The following is a 16,925-nucleotide window of genomic DNA, read 5'->3' as shown; positions in this document are numbered from 1 at the left end:
GCCTTGGTGGACGAGGGCAGGAGAGTGAGCTCGGGCACCTGACGGCGCCGTGGCAGGAAGGTGAAATCTGCGTCATGAGAGTGGGTTGGAGGGAGCCGAAGGCGTAGAGGAGATATCGCTCCCCGCGCCCGTCATCCCAGCGGAAGCTGGGATCTCCGCGTTTGGCTAACGTCGCCCGCCACGAGGGATACCCCAGCTTTCGCTGGGGTGACGAAAGTGGGGGGGGTGGGAAACGGATGTTAGGAGAGAAACGGCGGCCGACCCGCTACGGCGTGACCTCGACCCCGTCCCATGCGAACAGCTTGCCGCTGTCCGGTGCCCGCAACCCGTCGATCACGTCGAGCAACTGTACCGCCGCACGGTCGGCCTTGAACAGATTGCCCGGCGTTACATTTCCCTGGAACGGCTTCGACAGGCCGGTGTCGACCGTACCTGGGTGCAGCCCGACGACGATGCCGCTCGAGTTGCGCCTTTTGTCCTCGATCGAGATCGTCCGGACCAGCTGGTTCAACGCCGCCTTCGACGCGCGATAGCCGTACCAGCCGCCGAGCCTGTTATCGCCGATGCTCCCGACCCTCGCCGACAGCACCGCGAACACGATCCGTCCCGCTTTGGGCATCGTCGGCAGGAAATGCTTGGCCACCAGCGCCGGCCCGATCGCGTTGATCGCGAAGTTGCGCGCCATCCAGACCGGGTCGAGCTCGCGCATCGATTTTTCGGGGCCCTTGTCGCCGTCGTGGAGCAATCCAGTCGCGACGATCACCAGGGTCGGCGAGCCCACGCGCTTCGCCGCCGCGGCGATGCTCACTTCGTCTTCCAGATCAAGATGACGATCGCCGCTATCGGATCGCGAGAAACCGAAGACGCCGTCGAACGCGCCTTCCTCGATCAGCGCCTCTTCCAGCGCCTTGCCGATGCCGCCCGAGGCGCCGATGACGACCGCGCTGCTCACTTGCGGACGAACCGGAACTGCGCGTCGCTGCTGCCCGCCGCGTCATAGGCATAGCCATCGCTGTCGAAGCCCTTGATCCCCTCGATGTCGTCGACGCGGTGCTCGACCAGCCACCGCGCGACCATCCCGCGCGCTTTCTTGGCGTGGAAGCTGACGAATTTCTGCGCCTCGCCTTCGCGGAAATCGATCGCCACGACCCGTATGGACGAAGGCAGCTTGCCGTCAGCCGCCGCCCAATATTCCTGGCTGGCGAGGTTCAGGATCGTGCCCGACCCCTCGGCCTCGACGTCGTCGGCGAGTTGCTTGGCGATCCGGTCGCCCCACCAGTCGGTCAGCTTGGTTTTCCGCGGGGCCCAGCGCGTGCCCATCTCCAGCCGGTAAGGCCGCATCTTGTCGAGCGGACGCAATAACCCGTACAGCCCCGACAGCATCCGCACATGATCCTGCGCGTAATCGACCGCGGCCTCGTCGAGCGTCTTCGCCTCCAGCCCGGTATAGACGTCGCCAGCGAACGCGAACATCGCCGGCCGCTCGGGCAGTGTGTCGAAATCGCGGAACCGGTCGGCGTTCAGCTTCGCCAGTGCGGGCGAGATATGCATCAGTTCCGACAGTTTCTTCTGCGTCAGATGCGCCGCGGCATGCGCCAGCGTTTTGGCCTCGTCGGCAAACCGCGGCGTGGTGGGCTTGAGCTTGGGCAGCGGGCTCTCGTAATCGAGCGTCTTGGCGGGCGAAAGGACAGCGATCATGGCCGCGATCTAGCTATGGCGGGGGGCGCGTTCAATTGCCGTTCACGCGCAATCGCACATCTGCGGGATCCAAGCCGCTCGCTTGAACGTATGCATGGCGGATCATATAGCGTCGTCGCGCGCCGCCAACCTGAGGGGGGCCGACGCAAAGGGAGAGTTTCCGCATGAAGACCATTTCGAAGCTTGCACTGATTGCGGCGTTCGCCACCGGCACGAGCGGCCTCGCGCTGTCGGCGCCCGCGTTCGCCAAGGATAAGAAGGCCGATGCGGCGCCAGCGATGAAGCTGAGCCCCGAAGTCCAGAAGCCCGGTGTCGCCGCGCAGACCGCGCTTGCCGCCAAGGATTACGCCGGTGCGCAGACTGCGATCGACCAGATCGATGCCGCCGCGAAGACCGATTACGAAAAGTATATCGGCGCGGCCTTGCGCTATCAGCTCGAGAACGAGAAGCTGGTTGCGGCACAGACCGCCAACCCCAACGCACCGATCAACGAGACGACGCTCGCCGGCCCGCTGGATGCGCTGATCGCCAATCCGGCCACGCCCGCTGCCGATCGCGGTCGCTACGCGTATCGCCGTGGCGCGCTCGCCTTCAACGGCAAGCAGTATCCGATCGCGCTCCAGTATTTCGCCAAGGCGAAGGAGCTCGGCTACACCGATCCGAACCTGTCGTTGCAGATCATCAAGGCAAAGATGGACAGCGGCGACGTCGCCGGTGCGACCGCCGATCTCGACGCCAGCATCGCGCAGATGACCGCGGCCGGCCAGAAGGCTCCCGAGGAATATTACCGCTATGCGATCGCCAAGTCGTACGCCGCGAAGCGTAACGCCGACACGATGGCGTGGCTGAAGAAGTGGATCACCGCCTATCCGTCCGCGAAGAACTGGCGCGACGTGCTGATCCTGTCGGGCATCCAGCAGAACGCGCTGATCACGCTCGACGAAGCGCAGAAGGTCGATATCTTCCGCCTGATGCGCGCGACCAACTCGCTCGCCGACCAGACCGACTATCTGCAATATGCCGATAGCGTGAACCGTCGTGGCCTGCCGAGCGAAGCCCAGGCCGTGCTCAAGGAAGGCATGGCGCAGGGCAAGATCCCGGCGTCGAACACGATGGCCAAGGGTCTGCTTGCCGACGCGACCAAGAACATCGCTGCCGACGGCCCGCTTGCGGGTCTCGAAAAGCGTGCAACGACCGCCGCCAACGGCAAGCTCGCCGCCGGTACCGCCGACGCGTACCTCGGCCAGAACAATTACGCCAAGGCGGTCGAACTCTACCGCGTGGCGTTGCAGAAGGGCGGCGTCGACGCAGACGACGTCAACCTGCACATGGGCATCGCGCTCGCCCGTTCGGGCGACAAGGCCGGCGCAGCAACCGCGTTCGCCGCGGTCAAGGGTTCGCCCAAGGCCGACGTTGCCGGCCTGTGGAACACCTGGCTTGGTGCACCGGCCGCATAAGCGATCGAGTCTTTGTCGAAAGGAAACGGGGCGGCAGCAATGCCGCCCCGTTTTCGTTTGAGGTGTCGTCCGCCAAGCATGCCGTCTCGAACTACCCGCTGAAAGGGAGAGCTGTCAGGCTCCCCTCCCTGAAAGGGAGGGGCAGGGGGTGGATAGGCCGGCTCGTGTCGGCGAGATTTGAACCTCGCGGAAACCGACCCACCCCCGCCCCCTCCCTTCCAGGGAGGAGCAAAAAAGACATCCAGCCGCCTCGATCCTCCCCCGCCAGGGGGAGGTGGCGCCGAAGGCGTCGGAGGGGGAGTGCACGGAACAGCGGTTTCCCATACCGCCCCCTCCGTCTGGCAAGCGCCAGCCACCTCCCCCTTGCGGGGGAGGATCAAGCGCCAAGCCTAGTCCACCACCACCGGTATCCCCGACAGCGCCTTCGCGGTCCGGATCGTCAGCGACGTCTTCACGCTGGCCACGTTTGGTGCGGGCGTCAGGTGTGTCGTCAGGATCTCCTGGAAACTCTTCAGATCGGCCGCGACTATCTTCAGGATGAAGTCGATCTCGCCGTTAAGCATGTGACATTCCCGGATTTCCGGAATATCCGCGATATGATGCTCGAACGCGGCGAGGTCGTGCTCGGCCTGGCTGCGCAGCGACACCATCGCGAATACCGTGATCGGGAAGCCCAGACGGCCCGCATCGAGATCGGCGTGATAGCCGCGGATCGCGCCTGCCTCCTCGAGCGCGCGGACGCGGCGCAGGCACGGCGGTGCGGTGAGGCCCACCTGGTCGGCCAGGTCGACATTGGTCATCCGACCGTCGGCCTGCAACAGCGACAGGATCTGCCGATCGATCCGGTCAAAACTCATTTCACGCAACTCCCGATAGGCATCGCAAACCAAGCGATTCATTCCTCATAGCGATAAGATTGTTGCGGCGAAACGCAATTGTCCCACTATGCGACGAACCTCCCGTCCGGCCGAAATGCGCTGTTCCGTCGCTAGGGCGGCGACGTTAAGGAATCGGTACGGAGAGCATGGTAGGCCCATGGCAACCGGGGAGCGATGTGCGGTTCGACGATAGCCTGAAGACGATCCTCGCTGCCGACATGGCCACCGATTTCGGCGCGCAATCCGCGTGGCGTCAACTGGTGGACCTGATGGGGCGCGGTCGGACGGTGGTCGACGAACCGGCTATCGCGCGATTACGCCTGTTACGCCAGGCGGTGCCGGTCGAGGTCCGCGCCGCCAGCGCTCGCGCGCTCGCCTTTGCCCGGCCCGATGCGAACCTGGTCGCGTTCTTTGCCGAGGATGCGCTGGCGATCGCTGCACCGGTGCTGCGGACCGCGAGGCTCGATCCTGACGAATGGCTGGCAATCCTGCCGCGCCTGACCCCCGCGGGTCGTTCTGTGCTGCGCCATCGCCGCGACCTGCCGGCATCGGTCCAACGTGGTTTGCAGAGCTTCGGTTCGGTCGACTTCGTGCTGCCGCAACCCGACGTCCCGGTCGAGGCCGAGCGTGCTGAACCGGTCGCTGCCGAGCCTTTGCCTATTGAAGAGCCGCCCGTGCTCGAACAGCCGCCTGTGCTCGAACAGCCGGTTGCCGGAATGGTGGAACCGGACCCCGTTGAGACGCCTCCGACCGATGCGTCCGAACCGCCCCTCTACACCGCCCCCCTAAGCGAAACCCCGTTCATGGCGCTTGGCGCGGTCGCGCGCGGCCTGCCGTTCGTCGCGGAGGCGTTTCGCCATGCCAAGCTGGCCGAGAGCGAGCCTCCCGTCGTCGAGCCGAGCGAACCTACGCCCGCAGACCGGTTCGAGATTTCCGATCTCGTCGCGCGGATCGAGGCGTTCAATCGTGACCGCACCGCCGAAGCGGCCACGCCGACGCCGACTGCCGCCGAGATCGAGAGCTTCCGGTTCGAGACCGACGCCCAAGGCGTCATCCGCATGGTCGATGGCGTCGCCCGCTCGGCACTGGTCGGCGTGTCGCTGGCCTATGCCGCACAGCAGGGCGAAGCGCATCTCGACGGCGTCGCGGCAGGGGCGTTCCGTCGCCGCTCGCGGTTCAGCGACGCGCGGCTCGAAGTCGGTGGCCTGTCGGACGCGTTCGGATCGTGGCGGCTGTCGGGCGTGCCCGCGTTCGAACACGCGTCCGGCCGCTTCATCGGCTTTCGCGGCACCGCGCGCCGCCCGCGTCGCGACGAGACCGCGCACCCGGCGCGCGCACCGGTGCGTGCGTCGTCGCCCGTCGCCGATTCACTTCGCCAGCTCGTCCACGAACTGCGCACGCCGACCAACGCGATCGCCGGGTTCGCCGAGCTGATCGAGACGCAGTTGCTGGGGCCGGTCTCGCCGACCTATCGCGACCGTGCCTCGGCGATCCGCACGCAGGCGGGCGACCTGCTCGCCGCGATCGACGATCTCGATACTGCCGCGCGAATCGAAGGCCATGCGCTCGACCTGCGACCGACGACCGTACCGGTCCGTGCATTGCTCGACCGCGTCACGAAGGATTTGCAGCCGCTCGCCACCTTGCGCGGGGCGAGCCTGTCCGCGGCGATGCCCGCAGGCGACTGCGCTGTCCGCGGCGACGATCGCGCGGTCGAACGGCTGGTCGGCCGCCTGCTCGCGGCGCTGGTGTCGGCCGGGCGGCAGGGCGAACAACTCGGGATCGTCGTGCGGCCTGTCGCCGACACGATCACGATCGAGTTCGACCGCCCCGCCGCGCTCGCCGCGCATGCGACCGACGTGCTGCTCAGCATCGACGCCGAGCAGGAGGCTGACGGCGCGCCGCTGCTCGGCACCGGCTTTGCACTGCGTCTCGCGCAGAATCTCGCGGTCGAACTTGGCGGCGTCCTCCAGATCGGCGCGGAACGCCTCACGCTGCAACTTCCCGCCGCCGATGTCGCGGAAGCCGAGCGCCCCGTCGTCGATGTCGCGGAAGCGGAGCGCACCGCCGACGATCAGCGGTGACCTACCGCCCCCCGCGGCCGGCCGATGCGCAGCGGGTAGTCTGGCCCGACGATTTCGGCACCCGCTTCACCGTCTTCGTCGATGTCGAGGAAGAGTTCGACTGGCGCGCCCCCCTCGATTCTCGCAACCGCGCGACGACCGCGATGGTGGCATTCCCCGATGCGCACCGCCGGTTCGCGGAGCGCGGCGTCGCGCTCAACTGCATGGTCGACCACCCGATCGCCACCGATCCCGCTTCGGGCGCGATCCTGTCGCGCGTCGTCGAGGATGGGCGGTCGGAGATCGGCACGCAGTTGCACGCCTGGGTCAATCCGCCGTTCGAGGGGGCGGCGACATCGACGGCGAGCTACGCGGGCAACCTGCCGCGTGAATTGGAGGCGGCCAAGCTCAAGACGCTGACGAGGGCGATCGCTTCGGCGTTCGGGCGTTCGCCGCGCGCGTATCGCGCTGGTCGTTACGGCATCGGCCCGCACAGTCTCGAACTGCTGGCCGCGCTTGGTTACCGGATCGATAGCTCGGTGCGTCCCGGTTACGACTATCGCAGCGATGGCGGTCCGGATTTCTCGATGGCGGATGCGGGGGCGTATCGATCGAACGGCATCGTCGAGCTGCCGCTGACCACCGTTTTCACCGGCCACGCGCGATCGGGCGGCAGTAGACTGTACCGTGCTCTAGGCCGCGTGCCGAAGGGCAGGGGAGCGTTCGCGCGCACGCGCTTGTTGTCGCGGATAGCGCTGACGCCCGAGGGCATGCCGATCGCCGCCGCGCTCGAAGCGGTCGCGGTCGCGGTGGGTGAAGGGCTCCGCCTGCTCAACCTGTCTTTCCATTCGCCCTCGCTCGCGCCCGGCCACACGCCCTACGTCCGCGACGCCGCAGACCTGAAGTGCTTCCATGCCTGGTGGACGACAATGCTCGGCGACCTCGACCGCCGCGGCATCCGCAACGCCTCGCTCGACGAGATCATCGCCGCGCTGGCATGAAGACGGTGGCGTTCCGGGATAGGCGTAGAGTGTTTCCCCGCGAAGGCAGGGACCCAGACTGGGCCCCCGCCTTCGCGGGATAACAAGACGCTTGCACGACAACCGGGCCCGGCGGCGTGTCCATGTCTTGTTAGCAGAATGCTCGCCGAGTTCGACTGCTGCGGCATCCGCGACGCTTCGTTCGACGAAATCATGACCGTGCTGGAGAGTCCTGCAGCCCTCAAACCAAAAAAGGCGGCCCGTTGCCGGACCGCCCTTTCGATACGCAGGTACTGAAAGCGAATTTAGCGCTTCGAGAACTGGAAGCTACGACGGGCCTTCGCCTTGCCGTACTTCTTGCGCTCGACGACGCGGCTGTCGCGGGTCAGGAAGCCTGCCGACTTGACCGTGGCGCGCAGCACCGGCTCGAAGCGGGTCAGCGCCTGGCTGATGCCATGCTTGACCGCGCCGGCCTGGCCCGAAAGGCCACCACCCTTGACGGTGCAGACGACGTCGTACTGACCTTCGCGCTCGGTGATGCCGAACACCTGGTTGATGACGAGACGCAGCGTCGGACGTGCGAAATACACTTCCTGGTCACGACCGTTGATCGTGATCTTGCCGGTGCCGGGCTTGACCCAGACGCGCGCGACGGCGTCCTTACGACGGCCGGTCGCATAGGCGCGGCCCTGCTTGTCGAGGATCTGCTCGCGCAGCGGCATCGGTTCGCGGACGGGCTCGTTCGAGACCGGCGCTGCGATATCGCCTTCGCTGGTCGGCAGTGCCTGCTCGGCAGGAGCAGCCGGCGCGGGCTGGTTGGTCAGGCTCGCGAGATCGGCGAGCGACTGGCGGTTGTCGGACATTATGCGCCCACCTTGTTCTTGCGGTTCATGCTGCCGATGTCGAGCACGGCAGGGTTCTGTGCCTCGTGCGGATGCTCGGTGCCCTTGAAGATACGCAGGTTGCGCATCTGCTCACGACCCAGCGGACCGCGCGGGATCATGCGCTCGACGGCCTTTTCGAGAACGCGCTCCGGGAAGCGGCCGTCGAGAACCTTGGCAGCCGTGATGCCCTTGATGCCGCCGGCGTAACCGGTGTGCTTGTAATAGATCTTCTTCGCGGCCTTGTTGCCGGTGAAGCGGATCTTGTCGGCATTGATCACGACGACGTTGTCACCGCAATCGACATGCGGGGTGAACGACACCTTGTGCTTACCGCGCAGGACGTTGGCGATGATCGATGCGGCACGACCGACGACGAGACCTTCCGCGTCGACGATATGCCACTGCTTCTCCACCTCAGCCGGCTTCGCCGACTTGGTGGTCTTCATGAGCGCCTTCATGGGCGTTAGACCTTCCAGATTGAATGCAAGCGCACCAAGGGAAGGATCCCGCAGCGCGAATGCCGGCCTAATGCTGAAACGGCGCCTTCAAGTCAAGCTTTCCGCCGGTTTCCTGACGGGTATTATTATACCCGCTGCTTCTGGCGGGGTGCTGTGCCGACGGCGTGTGCGGCGAACATGGCCGCTATCAGCAGCAGCGCGGCGTTGCCTTGGTGCGCGACGGCGACATCGATCTGCACGCCGGTCATCAGCGTCGCGATCCCGAGCATGATCTGCAGCGTGACCAGCCCGACGACGAAGAACCCTGCATTGCTACCCGCCTTGGTCGCCTTCACGGCCAGCCAGATGAGCCCTGCGGCAGCGGCGAACGCGAACCAGCGGTGGATGAACTGCACGACGATCGGGTTGTCGACTGTGTTGCTCCAGGCCGGATTGACCATTGGCACGTCGGCGGGGAACAGCCCGTCGCCCATCAGCGGCCAGCTCGCAAACGCGTACCCTGCGTCGAGCCCGGCGGTGAACGCGCCGTAGACCAGCTGCACGAACAACAGTGCCAGCGCGACGATCGCGATGGGCATCATGCGGGCAGGGGCCGATAGCGGATTGCGGTGTAGCGCCATCAGGTCGAGCGCGGTCCATACTATGCCCGCGAGGATCGTGAGCGCGGTCAGCAGATGCACGGCGAGACGGATATGGCTGACGTCGGTACGGACCGACAGGCCCGACGCGACCATCCACCAGCCGATCGCGCCCTGGAACGCGCCGAGTGCGAGCAACGCCGACAAGCGCCAGCCGTATCCGGCCGGGATCCGCCTGCGCACCGCGAACCAGATCAGCGGCGCCGCAAAGGCGAGGCCGATCAGCCGTCCCCAGAGCCGGTGGAGATATTCCCAGAAGAAGATCGCCTTGAACCCGCCGAGCGTCATGTCGGCGTTGAACGCGGCATATTCGGGGATGCGCTTGTAGGCGGCGAACTCGGCCTGCCACTGCGTATCGTTGAGCGGCGGGATGATCCCGCTGATCGGCTTCCACTGCGTGATCGACAGTCCCGACTCGGTCAGCCGCGTGATCCCGCCGATGACGACCATCGCGACGATCAGCGCCGCCACCGTGTACAGCCACAGGGCGACTGCACGGGGACGGGCTTTGGTGAGAAAGGCGGCGCTGGGTTGAAGCATGGACGAGAGATAGTGCTTTGCGCGTCTCGGCGCCATTGCTTCATGATGCGCCGTTGCTTCATGTTGTCGGCCTACCGCAGCACTTCATTTCCTTGCTCTCCCGCGAAGGCGGGAGCCCAGTCTGGACTCCCGCCTTCGCGAGAGAGCAAGGAGGAGGGGGCGCCGGGAAAGAAGCTGGCGGCGCTGGCAGTATGACGCGACCTTTGAGCGGTAATCCCGCCTGAAAACCCGGAAATTCCCCGCAAGAAAAATGCGATGTAATGTTGTATCCTGTCGTCGAGGGGGCTATATCCGGCGGACGATGACGCCTTCGGCCACCCATACCCACCGCTTTGCCGGGCTCGATCGCTACGCGATCGGGCTTTCCGGCTTGTGCATGGTGCATTGCCTGGCGACCTCGGTGCTGGTCGCGCTGATGTCGACCGCGAGCGGCTTCCTGCTCGATCCTATCTTTCACGAGGTCGGGCTGACGATCGCGATCGGTCTTGGTGCGCTGGCATTGGGGCGCGGCGTCGTGAACCACGGCTATATGATGCCCGCGGCGATGGGTGCGCTCGGCCTCGGCATCATGGCCGGCGCAATGACCTTGCCGCACGATAGCGGGGGCGGCGAAACGTTGTGGACGATCGTGGGGGTGGGACTGCTCGCGTTCGGTCACGATCTGAACCGAAGAGCCGATAGCTGAACGGGTTGCTGGAACCCCTTCGGCATCCTACTTCACTCTCCATGGCGCACGCTCACAAACACACCGAACCGCTGGGCGCCGACCTAACCGCCGCCGCGCAGACGACGTTGGAAAAGGCCGGTGAGCAGTGGACGACCATGCGGGCGAGCGTGTTCGCCGCGCTGGCCGGGTTCGACAAGCCAGCCTCCGCCTACGACATCGCCGAAGCGGTCTCGAAGGCCGAGGGGCGCCGGATCGCAGCCAACAGCGTGTACCGCATCCTCGACCTGTTCGTCGGCGCCAACCTCGCGCGGCGGGTCGAGAGCGCAAACGCGTATGTCGCCAACGCGCATCCGGACTGCCTGCACGACTGTATCTTCCTGGTCTGCGACTCGTGCGGGCAAACCACGCATCTCGATAACGACGTCATTACCCGCGGTGTTCGCAACGCGGCCAAGGACGCAGGCTTCTCGCCGGTCCGCCCGGTGATCGAAGTCCGCGGGCGTTGCGCAGACTGCGAAGCGAACTAAGGCGGCCAGTTCGAGCCCTGCGTTAGCGTTTTGCCCATCCGGATCATCGGCACGGCGACATCGCCGGGAGTCTCGATCCGCTCGATCGGCAGATACCCGCAGGCCCGATAGAGCGGCTCGCCAGCCAACGTCGCCATCATCTCGGCGCGCGCAAAGCCGGCGTTTCGCGCTGCTGCCTCGCAGATCGACAGTACCAGTCGACCGACACCACGCCGCGTGAAATCGGGATCGGTGTACATCGCCCTGATCCGCGCCGCGTCGCGTGCCGGGTCGAGCATAGCCGAATCGCGCAACGACGTACTGTGATCGCCGCCGTACAGTGTCGCGCGCCGGCTCCAACCGCCGCAGCTTGCAAGGCGACCGTCCGCGCTCGTCACGAGAAGATAGGTGCCGTCGGCGATTAACTGCGTATCCAGCCCCATCACCGCGCGGCTGGCGACGACCTGCGCGGGCGTCAGGAAGCCTGCCTGCAATTCGCCGATCGCCCGTGCCATCAGCGCGGCGATCGCGGGAATGTCGGCGTCGGTCGCGACACGGTGCGTAAAGTCCATGAATGCAGATCCAGAGCAATTTCCGTGTGAATACTACCGCCATGCGACGGTAACAATCGACACGATCCACGCGCTGCATTAAGCCGGTGCGATGGCCGACCTTCCCGCGACCCCGCTGCTCGACACCGTTTCGACGCCCGACGACCTCCGCAAGCTGAAGCCGGAGCAACTTCGACAACTCGCCGACGAACTGCGCACCGAGACGATTTCCGCGGTCGGGACCACCGGCGGCCATCTCGGCTCCGGGCTGGGCGTGGTCGAGCTGACCACCGCGATCCACTATGTCTTCGATACGCCGCGGGACCGGCTGGTGTGGGACGTCGGGCACCAATGCTATCCGCACAAGATTCTCACCGGCCGACGCGATCGGATTCGGACGCTGCGGCAGGGCGGTGGCCTTAGCGGCTTCACCAAGCGGAGCGAGAGCGAGTACGACCCGTTCGGCGCGGCGCATTCCTCCACGTCCATTTCGGCGGCGCTCGGCTTTGCGGTCGCCAACAAGATCGCGGGTACGCCTGGCAAGGGTATCGCGGTGATCGGCGACGGCGCGATGTCCGCGGGCATGGCGTACGAGGCGATGAACAACGCCGAGCAGGCGGGTAATCGCCTGGTCGTGATCCTCAACGACAACGACATGTCGATCGCGCCGCCGGTGGGTGGGCTGTCGGCATACCTGTCGCGCATGGTGTCGAGTCGCGAATTCCTCGGGATGCGCGAACTTGCCAAGAAGCTCGCGCGGCGCCTGCCGCGGCCGTTCCACAACGCCGCGCGGAAAACCGACGAGTTCGCGCGCGGGATGACGATGGGCGGCACGCTGTTCGAGGAGCTGGGCTTTTACTATGTCGGGCCGATCGACGGTCACAATCTCGACCATCTGATCCCGGTGCTCGAGAATGTGCGTGACGCGGAGGAGGGGCCGATCCTCGTCCATGTCGTCACCAAGAAGGGCAAGGGCTATGCGCCCGCCGAGGCCGCCGCGGACAAATATCACGGCGTCCAGAAGTTCGACGTGATCTCGGGCGTGCAGACCAAGGCACCGCCGGGGCCGCCGCAATACCAGAACGTGTTCGGCGCGCAGCTCGTCGCCGAGGCCGCCAAGGACGACCGGATTTGCGCGATCACCGCGGCGATGCCGTCGGGTACCGGGCTGGACGCGTTCGCCAAGGCGTATCCCGACCGCTTCTTCGACGTCGGCATCGCTGAGCAGCATGGCGTGACGTTCGCAGCGGGCCTTGCCGCGCAGGGCATGCGGCCGTTCTGCGCGATTTATTCGACGTTCCTCCAACGTGCGTACGATCAGGTCGTTCACGACGTGGCGATCCAGAACCTGCCTGTGCGGTTCGCGATCGACCGTGCCGGGCTGGTCGGTGCAGACGGCGCGACTCATGCCGGATCGTTCGACGTCACGTATCTGGCGACGCTGCCGAACTTCGTCGTGATGGCGGCGGCGGACGAGGCCGAGCTGGTCCACATGACGCACACCGCGGCACAGCACGACAGCGGGCCGATCGCGGTCCGGTATCCGCGTGGCAACGGTACCGGTGTCGGGCTGCCCGAGGTTCCCGAACTGCTCGAGATCGGCAAGGGCCGCATCGTCCGCGAGGGCAAGGGCAAGACCGTGGCGATCCTGTCGCTGGGCACCCGGCTCGAAGAGGCGCTCAAGGCCGCCGATGTGCTCGAGGCGAAGGGCTTGTCGACCACGGTCGCCGATCTGCGCTTCGCCAAGCCGCTCGACGTCGACCTGATCCGCAAGCTGCTCACCACGCATGAGGTCGCGGTGACGATCGAGGAGAACTCGGTCGGTGGTTTTGGTGCGCATGTGTTGACGATGGCGTCCGACGAGGGGCTGATCGACGGCGGGCTCAAGCTTCGCACGTTGCGCCTGCCCGACGTTTATCAGGACCAGGACAAGCCCGAGGTCCAATATGCCGAGGCCGGGCTCGACGCGACCGCGCTGGTCGATACCGTGCTCAAGGCGCTTCGCCACAATTCGGGCGGAGTCGCCGAAGCCCGCGCATGACCGGGCCGACCAAGGCGATCGTCATCATCGCGCTGGCGGTGATCGTTATGGTGTCGCTGAATATCGCGATGTGGCGACGGATGCGGGGTGGCCTGGCGGCGGCGAAAGCCGAGCAGGCGGCTAATCCCGAGCTTTTCGATCAAGACGGATCGCGAATCCCGTAGTTCACCACCACCCCGGCGGAGGCGGGGGCCCAATTGGTGAGGTTGTTGTAACCTAGTGCAGACGCTGATCAGCCGCGTTTCCCAATTGGGCCCCGGCCTTCGCCGGGGTGGTGTTTGGAGCGCATCCCGTCACCCGCCAAGATAGTGGGTGTGCGCGGCGTCCGTCGCGCTGACCGCCAAGATCGATCGCGCCTGGCTAGGCGGCAGGGGCTGCCCCCGGCCATTGCCACTCGCGGCGATCACGCGCTCCAGCAGATCCTGCCCTTCACGCCACCAACCGATCCCGCTCGCCGCGTTCAGATGCCCCTGCGGGCCCGCGTCGACGAAGTGGCTGCCCCAGTCCGCCGCCATGCTGTGCGCGCGGTCGGGCGTCGCCCAGGGATCGTCGCAGCTGGCGACCACGATCGAGGGGAAGGGCAAGGGTGTCCGCGGTGTGGGGGAGAAGCCTTTGAGTTCGGCCTGCGCGCCGTAACGCTCGACATCGGCGGGGGCAACCAGCAGCGCGCCGGCGACCGGCCAGCCATAGGGCTGCGGGCTGAGTTCGGCCCACCATGCTACCGCTAGGCACCCGAGACTGTGTGCGGCCAGGATAACCGGCGCATCGGCACGACGGATCGCCTCATCGAGCCGCGTGACCCAGGCGTTGCGGTGTGGCGTGTTCCACATGCCGAGTTCGACGCGCACGGTATCGGGGCGCGCCTCTTCCCACAGCGTCTGCCAGTGCGAGGGGCCGGAGCCGCCGAGGCCCGGCACGGTGAGGATGGTCGGCTGGACGGACTCATACGGTGCGAAACTACCCACGGCATTTCTCCTTCTCCAAGACCCCGTTCTAGGGTGGAGAGCGTAGCCGAACGACGCTCTAGGGGACGCCGTCCGGCTTCGCTCCCCGAACCCAAAGCTAATCCTACTGATCTAATGGGCAATGGTGTTGCGGCGAAAGGAAGACAGCTTGCGGCGGCCGGATTGCGGCGCGATAGGCGGGGTATGGGAAAATTGCGCGCGGACCAGATGCTGGTCGACAGAGGGCTGGTCGAGTCGCGGACGCGGGCGCAGGCGCTGATCATGGCGGGCCTTGTCTTCGCGGGCACCAAGAAGGTCGACAAGCCCGGCCAGACGCTGGCGGACGATGTCGTGCTCGACGTGCGCGGGCGCGATCATCCCTGGGTTTCGCGCGGCGGGATCAAGCTCGCGCATGGCTTGGTGCATTTCGGTTGGGACGTGACGGGGGCGGTGGCGATCGATGTCGGCTCGTCGACCGGCGGTTTTACCGACGTGCTGCTCAAGAATGGTGCGGCCAAGGTGTACGCGGTCGATAGCGGCACAAACCAGCTTGCGTGGTCGCTGCGTCAGGACGACCGCGTCATCGTCCATGAGCAAACGAGCGCCCGGATCCTGACGCCCGCGCATATTCCGGAAGCCGTAGACCTTATCGTGTGCGACGCGAGCTTTATCGGCCTGGCAAAGGTGCTCGAACGGCCGATGAGCTTTGCCAAGCCCGACGCAAGGCTGATGGCGCTCGTGAAGCCGCAGTTCGAGGCGGGGCGCGAGGAAGTGGGGAAGGGCGGCGTCGTGCGCGACACCGCGATCCATCGGCGGGTGTGCGACGAGGTCGGGGCGTGGCTAACCGCGCAGGGGTGGCACGTCGAAGGTGTAGTCGAGAGCCCGATCACTGGTCCTGAAGGCAATGTCGAGTTCCTGATCGCTGCGCTGCATTCGGCGCAGGGTGGCCAATCGGAAGACGCAACACCACCCACATCCACGCCGTCATTCTGACTTTCGTCAGGATGACGGACGAGGGGGGCGTCGCTCCGAGTACCTGCCACCGTGCCGGAATGAACCACTAGCGGAACGATTCCTTCGTACTCATGGTTTACGGATCGCCAAGCGCGCGGCAGGACGTGCCCGCGTAGAGACGGAAGGACGTGTGTGGGCGGTATCGCTTCGAAGGGCCAGTTGAGGATGTCGTTCCTCCGCTGGGCGGTCGTGACCGTGCCCCTGATCCTGCTGCTCGGCCTTGCGGCCGGCCAGTCCGTATCGGTCGGCAGTGACAATGCGTGGTACACGGCGCTCGCCAAACCCGCACTGAACCCGCCGGGCTGGGTGTTCCCGGTCGTCTGGACGACGCTCTATATCATGCTCGGGTTGGCGATCGCGCTGATCCTCAACGCGCGAGGTGCGCGGTTGCGTGGGCTCGCCGTCGCGCTGTTCGTCGCGCAGTTCGCCTTGAACCTTACTTGGACGCCGACGTTCTTTGGTGCGCACAGGATCGGGCTGTCGGTGCTCGTGATCGTCGGGATGCTGGCGCTATCGATCGCTGCCACCGTCATTTTCGCACGGATCCGGCCTGCCGCAGCGTGGCTGATGGTACCGTACATGGTGTGGATCAGCTTTGCCGGGGTGCTCGCGTTCAGCATCGGGCAGTTGAACCCCGGTGCCGAAACCCTTGCACCCGCCGACCATACGTCCCAGATGCTGTGACGAACTGATCTCACGGGAATTAGAAGCAATGCAGTCCGAAAACCGCGTGTTCGACGATATCGTCAAGGTCCTGAACGGCGCGGCCGGTACGCTTGCGGGCGTCGGTCGCGAGGCTGGCTCGGGCGCGCGCGAGCGGGCGCGCGAATGGCTCGGCGGTCTCGACTTCGTCAGCCGCGAAGAGTTCGACGCGGTCAAGACCATGGCCGCCGCAGCGCGGGACGAGAATGACGTATTGAAGGCCCGTCTTGATGCGCTCGAAGCCAAGTTCGAGTCGCAATCGACAGTTCATGCGCCGGCCGGGGCGTCGGTCGACTGACTTTTCCACAGTTTTCCGCACAAACGGGTTCGATGGGGTTGCCGAAGCATTTTTGCCTCGGCACCCTTTGTCGTGTGATAAGGACCGCCAGGACCCTATGATGCTCGACCAAGTAGATCACGACCACGAAGACGCCGCCCCGATCGACATGCTCGAAAGCTATTACGCTGCGCATGGCTGGGAGCATGAGCGTCACGACGACGAGATCGTCGCGACGGTCAAGGGAAGCTGGACGACGTACGAGCTGCGCGCGCTGTGGCGCGAGGACGACAGCGTCCTGCAATTCCTTGCGTTTCCCGACATCAAGGTGCCCGACGAGCGCCGCCAGGCGGTCTATGAGACGATCGGGCTCGTCAACGAACAACTGTGGATCGGGCATTTCGAACTTTGGTCGTCGAGCGGCATCTTGCTGTTCCGCCATGCGGCGATGGTCGACGGTGGCGATGACGGGACGATGTCGCTGGAGGCCGCCGAACTGCTCGTCGAATCGGCGATCGAGGAGTGCGAGCGCTTCTACCCGGTGTTCCAGTTCGTCCTCTGGGGCGGCAAGAGTCCCAAGGACGCGATCGCTGCTGCGCTGATCGAAACGCACGGCGAGGCTTGAGC

At 65.8% G+C, this 16,925-nt stretch carries 19 protein-coding genes; 11 read left to right on the top strand and 8 right to left on the bottom strand.

What is annotated here, in order from left to right; all coding sequences use genetic code 11:
* Positions 1 to 265: 265 nt before the first annotated feature.
* Positions 266 to 952, bottom strand: coding sequence for an SDR family NAD(P)-dependent oxidoreductase (locus tag EQZ23_RS04635; RefSeq protein WP_128453229.1), 687 nt, complete (start codon positions 950 to 952; stop codon positions 266 to 268).
* Positions 949 to 1,698: a peroxide stress protein YaaA gene (gene yaaA / locus EQZ23_RS04630; RefSeq protein ID WP_128453228.1), complete on the bottom strand. Its 750-nt coding sequence runs from the start codon at positions 1,696 to 1,698 to the stop codon at positions 949 to 951. Before yaaA ends, EQZ23_RS04635 begins: the two co-directional genes overlap by 4 nt.
* 164 nt (positions 1,699 to 1,862) lie before the next feature.
* On the opposite strand from yaaA, the gene EQZ23_RS04625 reads away from it, so the two are divergent.
* Complete coding sequence (locus EQZ23_RS04625) at positions 1,863 to 3,155, top strand: hypothetical protein (protein WP_128453227.1); 1,293 nt, start codon at positions 1,863 to 1,865, stop codon at positions 3,153 to 3,155.
* A gap of 389 nt (positions 3,156 to 3,544) precedes the next feature.
* On the opposite strand, the gene EQZ23_RS04620 is transcribed toward EQZ23_RS04625, so the two are convergent.
* On the bottom strand, positions 3,545 to 4,012 hold the full coding sequence (locus tag EQZ23_RS04620) for an Lrp/AsnC family transcriptional regulator (RefSeq protein WP_128453226.1): 468 nt from the start codon (positions 4,010 to 4,012) through the stop codon (positions 3,545 to 3,547).
* A gap of 197 nt (positions 4,013 to 4,209) precedes the next feature.
* Between EQZ23_RS04620 and EQZ23_RS04615 the strand changes: the two genes are divergently transcribed.
* Positions 4,210 to 6,117: a histidine kinase dimerization/phospho-acceptor domain-containing protein gene (locus EQZ23_RS04615; protein WP_240663235.1), complete on the top strand. Its 1,908-nt coding sequence runs from the start codon at positions 4,210 to 4,212 to the stop codon at positions 6,115 to 6,117.
* Positions 6,114 to 7,097: a polysaccharide deacetylase family protein gene (locus tag EQZ23_RS04610; protein ID WP_128453224.1), complete on the top strand. Its 984-nt coding sequence runs from the start codon at positions 6,114 to 6,116 to the stop codon at positions 7,095 to 7,097. The genes EQZ23_RS04615 and EQZ23_RS04610 overlap by 4 nt, the downstream gene beginning before the upstream one ends.
* A gap of 284 nt (positions 7,098 to 7,381) precedes the next feature.
* On the opposite strand, the gene rpsI is transcribed toward EQZ23_RS04610, so the two are convergent.
* The 3 genes from rpsI to EQZ23_RS04595 all read right to left on the bottom strand — a co-directional run bounded on the left by rpsI (position 7,382) and on the right by EQZ23_RS04595 (position 9,596).
* Positions 7,382 to 7,939: a 30S ribosomal protein S9 gene (gene rpsI / locus EQZ23_RS04605; RefSeq protein WP_128453223.1), complete on the bottom strand. Its 558-nt coding sequence runs from the start codon at positions 7,937 to 7,939 to the stop codon at positions 7,382 to 7,384.
* Positions 7,939 to 8,418 (bottom strand): 50S ribosomal protein L13, encoded by a 480-nt coding sequence (rplM, locus tag EQZ23_RS04600; protein ID WP_060524218.1) that lies wholly within the window; start codon positions 8,416 to 8,418, stop codon positions 7,939 to 7,941. The genes rpsI and rplM overlap by 1 nt, the downstream gene beginning before the upstream one ends.
* 125 nt (positions 8,419 to 8,543) lie before the next feature.
* A complete protein-coding gene (locus tag EQZ23_RS04595; protein ID WP_128453222.1) occupies positions 8,544 to 9,596 on the bottom strand; it encodes a COX15/CtaA family protein in 1,053 nt (350 codons plus the stop codon).
* Between the two features lie 301 nt (positions 9,597 to 9,897).
* Between EQZ23_RS04595 and EQZ23_RS04590 the strand changes: the two genes are divergently transcribed.
* A complete protein-coding gene (locus EQZ23_RS04590; protein WP_128453221.1) occupies positions 9,898 to 10,281 on the top strand; it encodes a MerC domain-containing protein in 384 nt (127 codons plus the stop codon).
* 41 nt (positions 10,282 to 10,322) lie between these two features.
* Positions 10,323 to 10,790 (top strand): transcriptional repressor, encoded by a 468-nt coding sequence (locus EQZ23_RS04585; RefSeq protein WP_128453220.1) that lies wholly within the window; start codon positions 10,323 to 10,325, stop codon positions 10,788 to 10,790.
* Here the strand turns inward: EQZ23_RS04585 and EQZ23_RS04580 are convergent.
* A complete protein-coding gene (locus EQZ23_RS04580) occupies positions 10,787 to 11,341 on the bottom strand; it encodes a GNAT family N-acetyltransferase (RefSeq protein ID WP_128453219.1) in 555 nt (184 codons plus the stop codon). The genes EQZ23_RS04585 and EQZ23_RS04580 overlap by 4 nt on opposite strands.
* Before the next feature lie 91 nt (positions 11,342 to 11,432).
* Here EQZ23_RS04580 and dxs point away from each other — a divergent pair, with 91 nt between their 5' ends.
* Both dxs and EQZ23_RS19735 read left to right on the top strand, forming a co-directional pair.
* A complete protein-coding gene (gene dxs / locus EQZ23_RS04575; protein WP_128453218.1) occupies positions 11,433 to 13,361 on the top strand; it encodes a 1-deoxy-D-xylulose-5-phosphate synthase in 1,929 nt (642 codons plus the stop codon).
* Positions 13,358 to 13,525, top strand: a complete 168-nt coding sequence (locus tag EQZ23_RS19735) for a hypothetical protein (RefSeq protein WP_164913331.1) — start codon at positions 13,358 to 13,360, stop codon at positions 13,523 to 13,525. The genes dxs and EQZ23_RS19735 overlap by 4 nt, the downstream gene beginning before the upstream one ends.
* A 129-nt stretch (positions 13,526 to 13,654) precedes the next feature.
* Here the strand turns inward: EQZ23_RS19735 and EQZ23_RS04570 are convergent, their stop codons facing one another.
* The gene (locus EQZ23_RS04570) at positions 13,655 to 14,326 is read right to left on the bottom strand and encodes an alpha/beta hydrolase (protein WP_128453217.1); all 672 of its coding nucleotides are present in this window, start codon (positions 14,324 to 14,326) and stop codon (positions 13,655 to 13,657) included.
* Positions 14,327 to 14,509: 183 nt separating this feature from the next.
* Between EQZ23_RS04570 and EQZ23_RS04565 the strand changes: the two genes are divergently transcribed.
* The 4 genes from EQZ23_RS04565 to EQZ23_RS04550 all read left to right on the top strand — a co-directional run bounded on the left by EQZ23_RS04565 (position 14,510) and on the right by EQZ23_RS04550 (position 16,923).
* Positions 14,510 to 15,298 carry a TlyA family RNA methyltransferase gene (locus EQZ23_RS04565; protein WP_128453216.1) on the top strand — a complete coding sequence of 263 codons (789 nt, stop codon included), beginning with the start codon at positions 14,510 to 14,512 and terminating at the stop codon, positions 15,296 to 15,298.
* Between the two features lie 153 nt (positions 15,299 to 15,451).
* A complete protein-coding gene (locus tag EQZ23_RS04560; protein ID WP_240663232.1) occupies positions 15,452 to 16,003 on the top strand; it encodes a TspO/MBR family protein in 552 nt (183 codons plus the stop codon).
* Between the two features lie 28 nt (positions 16,004 to 16,031).
* On the top strand, positions 16,032 to 16,319 hold the full coding sequence (locus EQZ23_RS04555) for an accessory factor UbiK family protein (RefSeq protein ID WP_128453215.1): 288 nt from the start codon (positions 16,032 to 16,034) through the stop codon (positions 16,317 to 16,319).
* A gap of 100 nt (positions 16,320 to 16,419) precedes the next feature.
* Positions 16,420 to 16,923 carry a YbjN domain-containing protein gene (locus tag EQZ23_RS04550; RefSeq protein WP_128453214.1) on the top strand — a complete coding sequence of 168 codons (504 nt, stop codon included), beginning with the start codon at positions 16,420 to 16,422 and terminating at the stop codon, positions 16,921 to 16,923.
* The last annotated feature ends 2 nt before the right edge of the window (positions 16,924 to 16,925 follow it).

It is taken from the genome of Sphingomonas sp. UV9 (assembly GCF_004101245.1).
Classification (GTDB): Bacteria; Pseudomonadota; Alphaproteobacteria; order Sphingomonadales; family Sphingomonadaceae; genus Sphingomonas.
The sequence above is the reverse complement of the archived record's forward strand: the minus strand, read 5'-3'. Positions and strand labels throughout refer to the sequence as shown.

Coding starts and splice junctions, on each gene's coding strand:
- EQZ23_RS04550 (WP_128453214.1), top strand. CDS start 16,420: ATGCTCGACCAAGTAGATCACGACCACGAAGACGCCGCCCCGATCGAC.
- EQZ23_RS19735 (WP_164913331.1), top strand. CDS start 13,358: ATGACCGGGCCGACCAAGGCGATCGTCATCATCGCGCTGGCGGTGATC.
- EQZ23_RS04585 (WP_128453220.1), top strand. CDS start 10,323: ATGGCGCACGCTCACAAACACACCGAACCGCTGGGCGCCGACCTAACC.
- EQZ23_RS04595 (WP_128453222.1), bottom strand. CDS start 9,596: ATGCTTCAACCCAGCGCCGCCTTTCTCACCAAAGCCCGTCCCCGTGCA.
- yaaA (WP_128453228.1), bottom strand. CDS start 1,698: ATGATCGCTGTCCTTTCGCCCGCCAAGACGCTCGATTACGAGAGCCCG.
- dxs (WP_128453218.1), top strand. CDS start 11,433: ATGGCCGACCTTCCCGCGACCCCGCTGCTCGACACCGTTTCGACGCCC.
- rplM (WP_060524218.1), bottom strand. CDS start 8,418: ATGAAGGCGCTCATGAAGACCACCAAGTCGGCGAAGCCGGCTGAGGTG.
- EQZ23_RS04625 (WP_128453227.1), top strand. CDS start 1,863: ATGAAGACCATTTCGAAGCTTGCACTGATTGCGGCGTTCGCCACCGGC.
- EQZ23_RS04580 (WP_128453219.1), bottom strand. CDS start 11,341: ATGGACTTTACGCACCGTGTCGCGACCGACGCCGACATTCCCGCGATC.
- EQZ23_RS04565 (WP_128453216.1), top strand. CDS start 14,510: ATGGGAAAATTGCGCGCGGACCAGATGCTGGTCGACAGAGGGCTGGTC.
- EQZ23_RS04620 (WP_128453226.1), bottom strand. CDS start 4,012: ATGAGTTTTGACCGGATCGATCGGCAGATCCTGTCGCTGTTGCAGGCC.
- EQZ23_RS04555 (WP_128453215.1), top strand. CDS start 16,032: ATGCAGTCCGAAAACCGCGTGTTCGACGATATCGTCAAGGTCCTGAAC.
- rpsI (WP_128453223.1), bottom strand. CDS start 7,939: ATGTCCGACAACCGCCAGTCGCTCGCCGATCTCGCGAGCCTGACCAAC.
- EQZ23_RS04590 (WP_128453221.1), top strand. CDS start 9,898: ATGACGCCTTCGGCCACCCATACCCACCGCTTTGCCGGGCTCGATCGC.